A 13,175-nucleotide genomic window follows, 5' to 3' on the forward strand; every position below is an offset into this window, starting at 1 on the left:
TCATTCAAGACTTCGGGCCGGCCCGTGCCGGCCAATACAGATCAGGAAACATCATGAGCCAGAAACCGATCACGCTGTATGTCGGCGCCGACTACGTCAGCGCCTTCGCGATGTCCGCCTTCGTCGTGCTGAAGGAGAAGGGTCTCGACTTCGAGATTCGCACCGTCGATCTGAAGAACAAGCAGCAACATGGCTCGGCCTATCGCGAGGTGTCGCTGACGCGCCGCGTGCCGACCCTGCAGCACGACAGCTTCACGCTGTCGGAATCGTCGGCGATCGCCGAGTATCTCGACGAGGTCTATCCGGCGCCGCAATACACGACCGTGCTGCCGGCGGACCGCGAGACGCGGGCGCGCGCGCGGCAGCTGCAGGCCTGGATTCGCAGCGATTTCATGCCGCTCAAGAGCGAACGGCAGGCCGACCGGATCTACTTCCCCGAGCCGGTGAAGCCGTTGGGTGAGGCGGCGCAGCTCGCGTGCGAGAAGCTGCTGTCGGCGGCCGATCAACTGATCAGTGACGAGCGCTATGGCGTGTTCGGCGAGTGGTGTATCGCCGACACCGACTTCGCGCTGATGCTGAACCGGCTGGTGGCGTGCGGCGACCCGGTGCCGCCGAAGGTGCTGCGCTACGTCGAGCGGCAGTGGGCACGGCCAAGCGTGCAGCAGTGGGTCAACCAGAAGCGCGATTGATGAAGCAGGGCGGCGCGGTTCGGTGATTCTGTGATTCAGCGCCCCTTGATTCAGTGCCCCTTGATTCAGTGCCCCTTGGGGGACACCGCGCCGGTGCGCGCCGGGTTCGGGTTGCCCGCGAACCAGGCGCGCAGTCGCGCCATCAGGCCCGGCTTGATCGGTGCTTCGAGACGCAGCATGGTCGTGCCGGAGCGGATGCCGGACAGCGCGACATGGCAGGGCCGCTCGATCTGATGCGTGTCGCCTTCGCGCAGCATGAGCCGGATCGTGGGCGCCGCAGTGCCGAGCCAGTCGAGCGTCGGATCGGGGAACGCCAGCTGCACGGCGCCTTCGGCAACCATCAGCCGCGTGCCGCGAGGCAGCGCCACGATCATCGACTGGCGATGGTGGAGCCGGACTTCCGAGATGGCCGACTCCTGTCGTGTGCCGGGTGCATGCGTTTTCATGTTGACTCCTGGGTGACGGGCTCGATGACCCGTGCGACGCAGGTTATCGTTTGCCTCCCGGTGAAAACAGCAGCACAAAGCGTCGATTTTTTCCGATACAGAGCAGCGGGGCGATGCAGACAGGGCGACAGGCGGGGGCCGGCGGTGGGTGTTTTCGCGCGGCGCGCCGGCACGACGCATCACGGCTTGGGCCGGAATTCGCATCGACGGCAGCGCTTGCGCCGAAGCCGTGCAAAAAATTGCGCCGAGACGGTTCTACCCGAACAAACTGTCTGATATACTCTCGATCTTTCTCGGGGCGTAGCGCAGCCTGGTAGCGTACCTGCATGGGGTGCAGGTGGTCGGAGGTTCAAATCCTCTCGCCCCGACCAGAATCAAGCCCGCATAATCAATTGGTTATGCGGGCTTTTCGCTTTTTGTCGTCCGGCTGGGGTGTCTGACTTCGGCGCGGTTCCTCGACACGCCAAAGCGCGTGGAATCTTGCCGCAAGCTTCGGCATGAGCGGCTGTATCGCTTCCCGAGGGCGATTCACGCATCCATCCCATCGTTTTCGATTCGCTCGGTTCTTGAGAGAATCACTGTCGGCGCGGCAATGCGGAGGCGATGCACGGCAAGCCTCCGCGACCTCCAGCCTCCACCTCAAACGTCCGATACAACAACCGCGCGCCAACACCATGGACCTCCAATCCGGATCGCAGGCCACGCCACCCGAAGCCGAACGCCGCGCCGGATCGGCCCGCTACGGCACCGCCACGGGCAGCGGCCGCGAACCGGCTCCGGACTACGCATCAGCCGCCACGCTCGAACAGATCGCAACCGGCCATCGCCTGTGCCTCGAAGGTCGCTACGCGGACGCCGAAGCATGCTTCCGCGTAGCCGTCGAAAGCGAGCCCGACTGGCCGATGGCACACAACAACCTCGGCTGGTCGTTGCAGGCGCAAGGCAGCAACGAAGACGCGCTGGTCAGCTACCAAACCGCCGTGCAACTGGCCCCGACGTTCGTGCTGGCGCGCGCGAATCTCGCCTACCTGCTCGCCAATCTGTACTGGCACGTCGGCCGGTTCGAGCAGGCGAGGGCGATGTGGCGAGTGCTGGCCGCGCTCTATCCATGCGATCCCGAAGTGCTGGACAACCTGATCAGCACCGCCCTGAGGGTCAACGATCTCGCCGATGCCGGCCACTGGGCGACCCACCACGCCGCGGTTACTCGGGCCAGCACGTATCATCCGATGCCCGCCGCCGCGCCCGACGTGCCGATACCGGAGCCGCGGCTGTCGCGAGGCAAGCTGCGTCACGATCTGGAGCAACTCCGCTACCTACGCGACGAAGGGCAACTCGACGAGTCCTTCGACAGCATCATCGCCTGCTATGCGCAGACGCTCGAGCGCTTCAACGAAGGCGACGCGGCGTTGAGACAAACGCTATACGACGCGCCCGAAATGAAAGGCACCTACGGCCGCATCGTTCATTGCCATCCGGCGGCGCGCGTTCCCGGCGGCGCGTTGTCAGAGACGGTGATGCATTCGCAGGCGGAGCAGGCCTATCTGGCAAGCGAGCTGGGCATCGTGGTGATCGACGATTTCCTGTCGCCGCAGGCGCTATCGGAACTGCGCAGGTTCTGCCTGGAGTCGACGGTCTGGCACACCAACCGCTACGCTTACGACCGCCTGGGCGCTTTCTTCCGCGACGGCTTCAACTGCCCGCTGCTGCTGCAGATCGCGGAGGAGATCCGGCAGGCGTTTCCGAACGTCATCGGCGAGCATCATCCCTTGCTGCAGCTATGGGGATTCAAGTACCGGCACGATCAGCCCGCCACGCATCCGCACGCGGATTTCGCCGCCGTGAACGTGAACTTCTGGATCACGCCGGACGAGGCGAATCAGGACGAACAGTCCGGCGGCCTCGTGATCTACAACGTCGAGGCGCCGATGGACTGGGATTTCGACGCCTATAACCGGCAGGGCGACCGGATTTCGGCCTTCCTGCAGGAAGCCGGCGCGCAGCAGATCGTCATCCCGTATCGCTGCAACCGCGCGATCATCTTCAACTCGGATCTGTTTCACGCCACGGCGCCGCTGCAATTCCGGGCCGGTTACGCCGACAGGCGCATCAACGTCACGATGCTGTACGGTGAGCGGAACCGCCCGCGAGCGGCCTGAGCGCGCCCGCCGGAGCGGGTCCCGGCGCGCACGATGGCGAGCCTGGCGGAAGGCTCCGGCGCGCGCCTCAGCCGGCCAGCGTGACGACTTCGACGTGCAGCGTCCCGATGTTGTCCTTCAGCCCCGCGCCGTAGCGTCCGTCCCAATCGTCGTTGATGCACAGCTGCAGCGGGCCAGCCTGGCCCGGCGACACCTGCGTGCGCTCGCCCACCAGGAACGGCGCGTGGTCGCCGATCCGGCCGACCAGCGCGCCCTCGGGCTCGTGAGGCATGACATAGCCGGACTTCGCGGGCAGGCTGCTATTGCCGTCCGGCCCGACCATGCCGGTGGCGGGATTGGCGGTCCACGAGCCCTGTGCCGTGATTTGCGTGAGCTGGCGGCCGGTCACGATCAGGCCGGTGTTCTGCCAGTACTGATCGGCATGGATCGTGACGGCGATCGGATAGAGGATGTTGACGGCGTCGGTGGCGGTGTTCTCGTCGAAGCCCGCGCCGATCAGTGCGGCGAGCAGGGTCGCCGGCGGCGTGTCCCGGAACGTCTCGATGGCGAGGATGGTGCGTCCGACCTCCACGGCCGACAGGTCCGGATAGAGGTCGTGAAGGATGACGGCCAGCTGGGCCGGCGTCAGTGGTTCGAAGACCACCGCCACGGCCTGGCCCATGGCGGCACCGTTACGGACGATGGTTTCGTGGGGCATGTCAGGGGAGCGCGCGAGCCGCGACTGCACCGTCCGTGCCGCCTGCAGCGCGCTCAGGCCTTCCCGTTTCAACGGCTCCAGCTGGTCGATCAGTTCGCGTACATCGTTGTTCATGGTGAAGCTCCTTCGTTTTGACTATCGGGATGACGGCTCAAGGCGAGCCGTCGACGCGGCGGCGGCGCTGAAGGCAGGCTCCGCGTTCAAACCGGCGGCAAGCTGGATTGCTCCCATCCCGCCCAGTCGCCGCCCGGCGAGCCTTGCGCGATCCGCCACAGCCGGTCGTCGCCGTCGACGGCCCACAGCAGCACGCAGCCGGTGTTCTGCAAGGCCGCCGCGATTGTCTTCATCGGCACCGGCTGGCCCTTGAAACCCGGGCCTTCCCAGTGGCTCCACGGTCCCCCCGCGGTCAGCTGGTAGAGCGTCCAGATCTGCCCGCTGGCGCCGAGCCCCCACACTTCCACGCCGCGCGTGCCGTGCTGCTCCGAGGCGGCGATCTCGACGAAGGGCTCCGGCTGACCGGCCACGCCCGGGCCTTGCCAGCCGCCCCAGTCGCCGCCGGGCCGATCCTGACCGATGCTCCACAGCCGGCCGTTGCGATCGAGGCCGAAGAACATCACGTTGCCGTTGTTCTGCTGGGCGGCGGCCATCTTGAACATTGGCACCGGCTGTCCCTTGAAGCCCGGGCCTTCCCATCGGCTCCACGGGCCGCCCGCCGTGAGCTGGTATAGCGTCCAGACCTGGCCGTCGTCCCCGGCGGCCCACAGTTCGACGCCGCGGCTGCCGCCCTGCTGCGAGGCGGCCAACTGCTTGAACGCGTGCGGCTGGCCGCCGAGGTTCGGGCCGCTCCATGCGCCCCAGTCGCCGCCGGGGCTGCCCTGCGGACACGCCCAGACGCTGCCGGCGTCGTCTAGCCCGGCGAACATCACGTCGCCGTTGTTCTGCAGGGCGGCGGCCAGCTGGCGCAGCGGCTTCGGCTGCCCCTTGAAGCCGGGGCCTTCCCAGCTGCTCCAGTCGGCGCCGGGGACGCGCTGGTACAGCGTCCATACCTGCCCCGTGGTGCCGGATGACCATACCTCGATGCCGCGATTGCCGCCCTGCATCGAGGTGGCGATCGCGTCGAAGCGCGTTTTGACGGGCGGCACGGGGTAGAGCACGTTGATCGCTTCGGTGACGCTGTTCGTGTCGAAGCCGGCCGCGAGCAACGCGCTTTGCATCTCGTCGCGCGACGTGTGGGGAAAGACCTCCGGCGCGAGCAGCAGGCGGCCGATGTCGAGCGCGGAAAGATCGGGATAGCTGTGGTGCAGGATGATCGCGAGTTCGGCCGGCGTCAGCGCAACGAAGATCCGCACCAGCGCCTGCGCCATCGACGCGACGCCTCGCAGGCTGGTGTCGTGAATGCTGTTCGCGGCGCCCGTCGCCGTCGTGGCGAGGATCGACCGGACGGCCTCCTGCGGAGTCATGCCGCGCTCGCGCAGCGGCAGCAGGAGGCTGGCGAGTGAGTGGGCGTCGGGCGTGTGGGTCGGGTTGTCGTTCACGGTGACCTCAGTGATAAGCGCTCGCGAGCGCGATGGACATGTCGAGCGGGGACAGCGAAGGAAAGGCGGCTTTCAGCCCGGCCGCCGTGTCGTTGGCGACGTAGCCGGCCTGCGCCATGACACCGGCCATGTCCCTGGCGGTCAGGGCCGGGAACATCTTGAGCAGGGCCGGGCCGCAACCGGCGCCCGAGGTGCCGCGGGCGCGCAGGTCACGCGCGGCCTGCAGCGGGCTCGGATAGGCCCGGGCCAGCGCCGCGGCCAGCGCCGATGGCGGGGTGTCGGGCCAAGCGGCGAGCAGGGCCCGGCTGGTCTCGGCGGCCTCGTAGCCCACATGGGCCATGACCCTCGCCATGCCGTCGAGCACGATCGACGGGAACGCCTGCAGCAGTTGCGGCCCACAGCTCGCGCCGTCGATGCCCTGCGCGTGGAGCGCCTCGGCCATCGCGACGGCGTTCGCATAGACCGTGATCGTGAGGCTCACCGATGCCGATAGCGGTCCGGGCACCACGTTCGGCTGGTCCTCGGCAGGCAGCGCCTGCAGCGCCAGTTCGTAGACAAACGGCGTGCCAACTGGGCCGTCGAGCGTCAGCGACGCCACCAGCACATCGCCTCGCGTGCTCCAGGCCAGCAGCCGGGTCTCCGGCTGCTGCCGCGCCGGCGTGATGCACACCTGATAGCGGAACGCGCGCGGCACGGGGCGCCAGCTCAGCGTCGCGATGCGGCTCGCGCTGGTGGCGCGAAGGTCTTGCGGGGCGTCGAGCCGGGTCAGCACGAGGGCGGTGCTGGCCGGACTCGGTACCGTAGTGGCGCCGCCCCGGGCAACGACGGTGAAGCCGAAGTCGCCGCTCGGGGTCGCGGCGTCGAACGTTACGTCGCAATGCACGACGGGCGGCTGGGGCGGGTTGGTGGGCGCGGTGACAATGCGGTCGGGCTCCCAGCTGTCGCCCGCATGCGTGCTGCCGAGCACGTAGGATTCGGCTTTGTCGACCACCGGCCAGCTCAGGGTCATGCCGATTGCCGGCGGCGTGGCGTTGGCGTCGACCAGCGGCACGGCGGTGAGACTGGCCGGGGCCGGCAGGCGCTGGAACGGCACGTCGACCCAGGCGGTGGCGGATGCGCCCTTGGTGCCTTGCACCTGTGCCTTGTAGCCGCCCGAGGGCCAAGCGGATTCGAAATCGAACGTGGTCTGGCGGGTTTCGATGGCAAGCCCCGGCTGGTCGAGCAACACCTTGGCGGCGCTGTCGAGCAATTGGGCGTGGTAGCCGCTGTTACCCTGGCCTCCGCCCCAGGTGAACGTCACGATCCGATTGTCGATGCGCACGGCCGGATTGGTGGGCGCGCTTTGCGTCCCCGTGCCCGTGCCGGTACCGGTACCGGTACCGGTCCCCGTTCCTGTCCCCGTGCCGGTACCCGTCCCGGTGCCTGTGCCGGTGCCTGTGCCGGTCCCGGTTCCCGTGCCGCCGAGGATCGTGGCGATGGCCCCAACGGCCCCGGCGACGGCGGCGGCAGCACCGGCCGCGCCGGCGGCAGCCTCCGCCGCGGCGGCCGCCGCCGTGCCCGCGGTGGCGGCCACGGCGTCGGCGGCGGCGGCTTCGATCAGGCTTTGGCAGGCGAGCGTCGCGGCATAGGCCGCCGCCGCCTTGCCCGCCGTCAGCGCGATCAGCGTGGCGATCGCTTCGCTGTTCTTCAGCAGGCCCTGGACGAACGACTCGGCGGCGCCGGCCAGCGCCGTTTCGATATAGGAGCCCAGCTCCGACAGCCTGGCGGAATTGGGCAGCGGGATCTCGACCACGTCGGGGAACTTGATCGCCGCCGCCGTGAGCGAGGTGCCGGCGATCGTCAACCTGTAGGTGCCGCCGAGCTTCAGGAGCAGGCCGGCGTCCCCCGTGCCGAACGACACGTCGATCTTGAAGCTCGACTTGAGCAACTGGTTGAAGGTGAAATCGGCCAGCTGGCCGCAGCCCGAACTGCCCTGGCTCGACAGCTTCTGCAGCGTCTTGATGAAGTCGATCGCCTGCGTCAGGTAGTCGAACTGCGGCCAGTTGGTGACCTGGAAGCCGCCGTCCTTGCTGTAGCGCACGCCGAGCGTGGTGTTCTTCGGCAGGAACGGCGAGTAATCGGTCAGGGAGGTCAGTGAGGCATCGACCTGCAGGTTGCCGCGCGCGTTCTTCTGGACCGCGACGCCGACCCCGACGCCGAACGAGGCCTGCATGAACCACAGGCTGCCGGCGAAGCCCATCGATTTGCGGCCGCCGACCGTCGAGATCATCAGCTTCGGCCCGCCCTTGGCGCTGCTGGCGTCAGGCGCGGCGATCGTCAGGATGTAGATGTCGACGGGATCGGCCAGCGCGATGGCGCCGGTGATGCCGTCATCGGCGATCTGGATCGTGCCGACCACCGTGATCGTGCCGACCACGGTGATGTCGAAAATGGCCTCGATGTTGAAGCCGGGCTGATACGCGATGCTGCTCGTCGGTGGCGCGGTCGGCAGCTGTCCGGCGCCGCCCGAGACGGGGCAGGCGAAGCCCTCCAGACTCAGCGGCGCGCTGCCGCCGGATCCGGACCCGTTCTGGCCTTGCGCCGGCTTGTAGTAATAGAGCTGGCTGCCCGCCTTGAACGTGATGTCGATCAGCGACGTCGGCCACAGCTGGCCGCCCAGGCACTGATTGAACACGTCGCCGATCGACAGGCTCTTGTCGACCTTGACGCTGGCCACGCGGGGGATGCCGTTCTGCAGGTAGAGATAGCCGGTCAACTGGGCCGAACCGACCGTCACCGTGCCCTGCACCTGGAAGTTCTTCTGCTTGTCGTTGTCGCCATACCTGGCGTAGACGCCGAATACCAGGTTCGAGAACGCGATGCCGCGCATCGCGCCGTCGAACAGCGAGGGCACCCTGAGGTCGACCTGCGCCGCCAGCAGGCAGGCCGTCACGGTTTTCTGCTCGCCGTCGACGATCAGGGCGCCCGAGAACGCGTAGTTGCGATCGAACAGGTCGACCGTGATGTTCCCGCTCACGCTCAGGTGCGTGGCCGTGGTGAACCGGTAGCCGACCTGGATCTGCTCGAAACCGAACAGGTCGAACAGCTTGAAGTTCGGCAGGCTGGCGCTGTAGGTGGCCTGCTTGACGGCGGTGCCGGCCGCGGTGCCGCTTGCCAGTACCGCCGACAGCGACAGCATGTCCCCGGAACCGGCCGGCGTTTGATAGCCGATCTGCAGCAGGCTGCCGAACAGATTGATGTTGCTGAGCCGTACCGTGAGCCAGAAGCCGCAGGTGTCCTTCATGACCGTAGCGGTGTCGGCCACGGTTTTCGGCACGGGTGCCTGGGGAAACAGGCTGAACAGCGTGGTCTTGCCTGAGGGCGCGTCCTTGCCGAAATAGCTGAAGGTGAAAAAGCCCGCGTCCTGCACCAGGATTTTCCCCGGAGGCAGTTGCGTGTTGAAAGCGTCGTTCAGGAGTTGTAAAACATCGAGCCCGCCGGCATCGGGTGACGCCAGATCGACATAAATCAGGCTGTATTGACGCGACAAATCCAGTTGGCACTGGCTCTGGCTATTGAATTTGCCGCCGAAAATTTCCGACCAGGCAAACCGGGCCGAGATGCGGATGTCCATGGGCGAAACGTTTTCTCGCACTAGATATGCTGCCATGCGGCGAGGTGACAAACGTCACTTCGCCCCCGGACTCGAATACCGCTGCTTACGCGCTGAAAACGTGCTTGCTCGGGTCGTAAGTCCCTTCCGATACGACGACGTTGAGATCCTGCACGATGTCGCTCTTGATGGCGTCCTTGATCACGTCCATCGGCGGCGAAACCGCGACGTACACCTGATTGCTGCCGCCCACCGCCACTTCCAGCAGCGTCGTCGGCGTGGCGGGCGCCCCGCCTTCCGTCGGCGCGGCCGACGAAGTGACGTTGAACAGGAACGGCGCGGCACCGGTCGGCGTGCTGGTCGGGATATTCAGGGAGGCGGTGTAGATTTTGCTGTCGATATTGAAGACGGCATTGACGGTAGCGCTGATTCCCATATGACAACTCCATTCTGCGTTGGCTGGCGATTCCGGATATGTCCGCGATAAATCCCGGACACAGGGTAGGTAAGGCGTCGCAACTATAGCGTTAAAGATTTTACAAAACAATCGCGATTCGAAGTCAAACGTTTCACGATAGGTGGCTGTCATTTATTAAGCGGAAAAAACATTTGCGTGCGTCCCCGGCACGGCCTGGAATGGCGCGGTGCACGAATGCCCGATTTTCAACAGGAGGCGAATCAGGGGTTTTCCGGATATCGATCCGGATAATGAAATCCGGCTAGCACGAAAATCCTGAATTTTTCAACCTTGATCAGGGGAATTGAAATCCCGGCGGCGGGAGTATGGCGATTCGCGCATGTCCGGTCGTGGCCTGGCACGGCGACGGCGGTGCCGGATGAACGGGCGCGTGCGGGCCCATCGGGGCGTGCAAGGCGGGATGACGGGTGGATGAGGTCGGGCGAGAGCGGGTGAATTTACCGCCGCGGAGCGCGTGTCGGCACGATTGCATGCGCTCTTTTTGCACTTGGCGGTGCGAGCCCGGTAAAATGCAATGTTGATCCACGGAAAAGTACCCGTGGCCACTCGCGGAAGGATTCCCTGAACATGTCTGATCTTCGTCTTACCAAGCGGTTCGCGGTTGTGCTGGCAGTCGGTACGTTCGTGGCAGGGTGCAGCTCGCCGTCGCCCACGAAAATCGATTACAAGAGCGATTCCAAAACCAAGGAGGTATCGCTCGCGGTTCCGCCGAACATGATGGACGAGACGGCCGATCAGCGTTCGCTGCCGCCGCAGGGCGGTGAAACGTCGCTGTCGAGTCTGCAACAGACCCAGCAGGTCGCGCCGACCACCGATACGGTCGTGCCGCCGACGCAGGGCATGCATCTGCAGCGCGAAGGCACGGAAAGCTGGCTCGTCATCGACGGCCAGACGCCGGCCGAAGTCTGGCCGCAGGTGCGCCGCTTCTGGCAGGAGCAGGGCTTCCTGCTCGTCATCGATCAGCGCGACAAGGGCGTGATGGAGACCGACTGGAACGAAACGCATCCGTCGATCAACCAGGGCCTGATTCGCGGCGTGATCTCGAAGGCGATGGGCAACTCCTACGTGACGGCCGAGCGCAACAAGTACCGCACGCGTCTCGACACCGCGCCGAACGGCGGCACCTACGTGTTCATCAGCCAGAAGGGGATGCGCGAGGCGCTGACCGGGCCGAACAACGATTCGAGCAAGTGGGAAACGCGGCCGAACGATCCGGCGCTCGAAGCCGAATACCTGAAGCGCCTGATGGTCGTGCTCGGCCAGAACGATTCGCGCAAGGTCGCCGGCGGCGCCGCGCCGGCCGACGCGGCGTCGGCACCGGCCGCGCCGGCAGCGAAGCCAGCCGCCGGCGGCAACGCGGCGGCGGCCGCGATCGCGGCGCAGAACGCCGCCAACGCGGGCTCGCAAGGCCCGCGCCGGTCCAGCGAAACGGCCGACGTGCCGCCTGAAGTCACGCTCGGCGAGCCGTATGACCGCTCGTGGCTGCGCGTGGGGCTCGCGCTCGATCGCGCGAACTTCACGGTCGACGATCGCGATCGCTCGAAGGGGCTCTACTACGTTCGCTACGTCGATCCGAAGGATCTGAGCTCGGCCGAGCAGGGTTTCTGGAGCCAGCTGTTCCACGGCAAGAAGGAAAAGACGGCGAAGCAGTATCTCGTCAACGTGAAGGCGCTGACGCAGGACCAGACGCGCGTCGCCGTGGTCGACACGAGCGGCAACATCGACGGGTCCGGTCCGGCTCGCCAGATCATGGGGTTGCTCGTCGACCAGCTGCGCTGATCGTTCGCAGGCTCTCCGCAGTCACCAGGCCCGCCGTCCGGCGGGCTTTTTCATTTGTGTCACCGAAATGAATGCGCGTTACGTAACGTTACCCGGGTAACGCGCGGGCCGCGCGGGCGTGTGGGGCTGGTTGCATGATTGTTAACTCAAATAAATCAAAGGTTTATCGAAAAATTTCATGCTGGCACGGAAGCTGCTCATAGGGATGCCGAACGAGGTTGCCCGACGCGGCGCGCGTGACGCCACCGGCCTGTCACCGCCGATGCCGACGCGACCGGTCACCGCTTTGCGCGGCGCGGACGATTCCGCGCCCGACTCGCCTGATGGCCCATGCCGAGCATGGGCCGCGATGGCCCCGTCGCCTATCCTCGTAGGGCGACGGTTTTGCCCGCGCTTCGAAGGAAGCGCGGGCAATTTTTTTGTGGATCGCCAGGCTCGCGGCCAGCTTGGCCGGATTCGTGTACGCTGCCCGTTTCCGAATCAGGTCTGGAGCCGAAACATGTCAGAAGAAGTCGCCGTCGTCGCCACGATCATCGCCAAGCCGGGCATGGAGGACAAGCTGTTCGAGCAGCTCGGGACGATCATCGGGCCGACCCGGGTCGAGCAGGGGGCGCTGCAATACGATCTGCACCGCGATCGCGATGATCCGCGGCGCTTCGTGTTCTTCGAGCGGTGGGAGAGTGACGCGGCGCTGGTCGCGCACGGGCAGGCGGCCCACATGCGCGCCTACAAGCAGAATGCCGCCGAGTGGATCGAAAGCGCGGAAGTCCGCGTGATGCATCGGGTGGCCTGAGATGGCCTGAAATGGCCTGAGCGCGATGGCTGGCCGGGTGGCCGCGCCGGCGCGACGGGCAGCGTCCGGGCTGCCCGCCTTGCCTTTGCCGTCAGTGCGCGGCGTTCGGCACGTCGAGGATCAGGATGATGGTCCAGTCGGCGTCGCCGTCATGGTGATACTGCCGCTCCACCACGATGAACGGCTGCTGCTTGCCTTGCGGGCCGAGGAACAGCACGTCGCCTTCCATCGGCAGGCACTCGATCGGGGGCAGGGCGAGAAACGCGTCGTCGGAGCCGCGCGGCATCAATTGCTTGATCTTGCGCGTCGCCTCTTCGGTCCATTCGATGTCCAGCTGGATATTGCTCATTCTGTCCTCCGCACCACGGTGCGCACGGTTGGAAAAGTCGGGTGCGCGACTTTAGCACAGCGCGCGGTATCTGCCGAACCATGAAAAAAGCCGAACCCGGCGGCGCCGGATTCGGCCTGGCGACGGTCACGCGGACCGCTGACTGCGGATGGGGCGCTTACTGGCTGGCCGCTTCCGGAGCTGCCGCCTTCTTCGCCTTGTGCATCTTCTTCATCATGTGATGGTGATGATGAGCCGGCTGTTGCATTTCGGCGGACTGCTGGGCCTCCCGCTGCTGCTGCAGAGCTTGAGCCCGTTGCTCGATTTCCGCGATCTTGGCCGGATCGGTGATCGTCGTGATCGTCGTGCTTTCTTGCGCGTAGGCCGCGCCGGTCAGAGCCGACATCGAAACCAGAATAGCCAGGGACATTTTCTTCATTGCTCTACCTCCGCTAAGTGGTGATGGACCCGAGTTTGCCGAAGAGTCCGGCACAGCAACCGAGTGAGCCGAGTGTAGCAAAAGTGACGGATCGATGCACTTCCGGCTCGGGGCGCGGCGCCGGCGTCTTGCCCGCGCGACAGCGGCGGTGCCGACATCGCGGCGCCATCCGCGTGTGCGTGCGGCTGCGCGGCACGGTCCCGGATTGCCCGCGGGACGCCCTGCAGGCGCGTCGCGGCG

11 protein-coding genes and 1 tRNA gene are annotated in these 13,175 nt (G+C 66.2%); 5 read left to right on the forward strand and 7 right to left on the reverse strand.

What is annotated here, in order from left to right:
* Positions 1-53 precede the first annotated feature (53 nt).
* Complete coding sequence (gene yfcF / locus BpN12_RS22755) at positions 54-689, forward strand: glutathione transferase (protein WP_246797689.1); 636 nt, start codon at positions 54-56, stop codon at positions 687-689.
* Positions 690-754: 65 nt separating this feature from the next.
* On the opposite strand, the gene BpN12_RS22760 is transcribed toward yfcF, so the two are convergent.
* Positions 755-1,135, reverse strand: coding sequence for a hypothetical protein (locus BpN12_RS22760; protein ID WP_246797690.1), 381 nt, complete (start codon positions 1,133-1,135; stop codon positions 755-757).
* A 294-nt stretch (positions 1,136-1,429) separates the two neighbouring features.
* On the opposite strand from BpN12_RS22760, the gene BpN12_RS22765 reads away from it, so the two are divergent.
* Both BpN12_RS22765 and BpN12_RS22770 read left to right on the forward strand, forming a co-directional pair.
* Positions 1,430-1,506, forward strand: a tRNA-Pro gene (locus BpN12_RS22765).
* Positions 1,507-1,809: 303 nt separating this feature from the next.
* A complete protein-coding gene (locus BpN12_RS22770; RefSeq protein WP_246797691.1) occupies positions 1,810-3,294 on the forward strand; it encodes a tetratricopeptide repeat protein in 1,485 nt (494 codons plus the stop codon).
* 67 nt (positions 3,295-3,361) lie between these two features.
* Here the strand turns inward: BpN12_RS22770 and BpN12_RS22775 are convergent, their stop codons facing one another.
* From BpN12_RS22775 to BpN12_RS22790, 4 genes are all read right to left on the reverse strand, one after another.
* Positions 3,362-4,105, reverse strand: a complete 744-nt coding sequence (locus BpN12_RS22775) for a hypothetical protein (RefSeq protein ID WP_246797692.1) — start codon at positions 4,103-4,105, stop codon at positions 3,362-3,364.
* 86 nt (positions 4,106-4,191) lie between these two features.
* A complete protein-coding gene (locus tag BpN12_RS22780) occupies positions 4,192-5,526 on the reverse strand; it encodes a DUF8189 domain-containing protein (RefSeq protein ID WP_246797693.1) in 1,335 nt (444 codons plus the stop codon).
* Positions 5,527-5,533: 7 nt separating this feature from the next.
* A complete protein-coding gene (locus tag BpN12_RS22785) occupies positions 5,534-9,139 on the reverse strand; it encodes a hypothetical protein (protein ID WP_246797694.1) in 3,606 nt (1,201 codons plus the stop codon).
* A gap of 85 nt (positions 9,140-9,224) precedes the next feature.
* Positions 9,225-9,554 carry a hypothetical protein gene (locus tag BpN12_RS22790; protein WP_246797695.1) on the reverse strand — a complete coding sequence of 110 codons (330 nt, stop codon included), beginning with the start codon at positions 9,552-9,554 and terminating at the stop codon, positions 9,225-9,227.
* A gap of 759 nt (positions 9,555-10,313) precedes the next feature.
* Here BpN12_RS22790 and bamC point away from each other — a divergent pair.
* Together bamC and BpN12_RS22800 are read left to right on the forward strand one after the other, a co-directional pair.
* Positions 10,314-11,375: an outer membrane protein assembly factor BamC gene (bamC, locus tag BpN12_RS22795; protein WP_425306371.1), complete on the forward strand. Its 1,062-nt coding sequence runs from the start codon at positions 10,314-10,316 to the stop codon at positions 11,373-11,375.
* Positions 11,376-11,874: 499 nt separating this feature from the next.
* A complete protein-coding gene (locus BpN12_RS22800) occupies positions 11,875-12,168 on the forward strand; it encodes a putative quinol monooxygenase (protein WP_246797968.1) in 294 nt (97 codons plus the stop codon).
* Positions 12,169-12,259: 91 nt separating this feature from the next.
* Here the strand turns inward: BpN12_RS22800 and BpN12_RS22805 are convergent, their stop codons facing one another.
* Together BpN12_RS22805 and BpN12_RS22810 are read right to left on the reverse strand one after the other, a co-directional pair.
* Complete coding sequence (locus tag BpN12_RS22805; protein WP_015876007.1) at positions 12,260-12,517, reverse strand: hypothetical protein; 258 nt, start codon at positions 12,515-12,517, stop codon at positions 12,260-12,262.
* A 157-nt stretch (positions 12,518-12,674) separates the two neighbouring features.
* Positions 12,675-12,935: a hypothetical protein gene (locus BpN12_RS22810; RefSeq protein ID WP_198252477.1), complete on the reverse strand. Its 261-nt coding sequence runs from the start codon at positions 12,933-12,935 to the stop codon at positions 12,675-12,677.
* Positions 12,936-13,175: the final 240 nt, after the last annotated feature.

Origin of the sequence: Burkholderia perseverans (genome assembly GCF_022870505.1) — a bacterium.
GTDB lineage: Bacteria > Pseudomonadota > Gammaproteobacteria > Burkholderiales > Burkholderiaceae > Burkholderia > Burkholderia plantarii.

Excerpts from the sequence above, each read along its gene's own strand:
- BpN12_RS22785 (WP_246797694.1), bottom strand. The coding sequence starts at position 9,139 with ATGGACATCCGCATCTCGGCCCGGTTTGCCTGGTCGGAAATTTTCGGC.
- BpN12_RS22760 (WP_246797690.1), bottom strand. The coding sequence starts at position 1,135 with ATGAAAACGCATGCACCCGGCACACGACAGGAGTCGGCCATCTCGGAA.
- BpN12_RS22800 (WP_246797968.1), top strand. The coding sequence starts at position 11,875 with ATGTCAGAAGAAGTCGCCGTCGTCGCCACGATCATCGCCAAGCCGGGC.
- BpN12_RS22805 (WP_015876007.1), bottom strand. The coding sequence starts at position 12,517 with ATGAGCAATATCCAGCTGGACATCGAATGGACCGAAGAGGCGACGCGC.
- yfcF (WP_246797689.1), top strand. The coding sequence starts at position 54 with ATGAGCCAGAAACCGATCACGCTGTATGTCGGCGCCGACTACGTCAGC.
- bamC (WP_425306371.1), top strand. The coding sequence starts at position 10,314 with ATGGACGAGACGGCCGATCAGCGTTCGCTGCCGCCGCAGGGCGGTGAA.
- BpN12_RS22810 (WP_198252477.1), bottom strand. The coding sequence starts at position 12,935 with ATGAAGAAAATGTCCCTGGCTATTCTGGTTTCGATGTCGGCTCTGACC.
- BpN12_RS22775 (WP_246797692.1), bottom strand. The coding sequence starts at position 4,105 with ATGAACAACGATGTACGCGAACTGATCGACCAGCTGGAGCCGTTGAAA.
- BpN12_RS22770 (WP_246797691.1), top strand. The coding sequence starts at position 1,810 with ATGGACCTCCAATCCGGATCGCAGGCCACGCCACCCGAAGCCGAACGC.
- BpN12_RS22790 (WP_246797695.1), bottom strand. The coding sequence starts at position 9,554 with ATGGGAATCAGCGCTACCGTCAATGCCGTCTTCAATATCGACAGCAAA.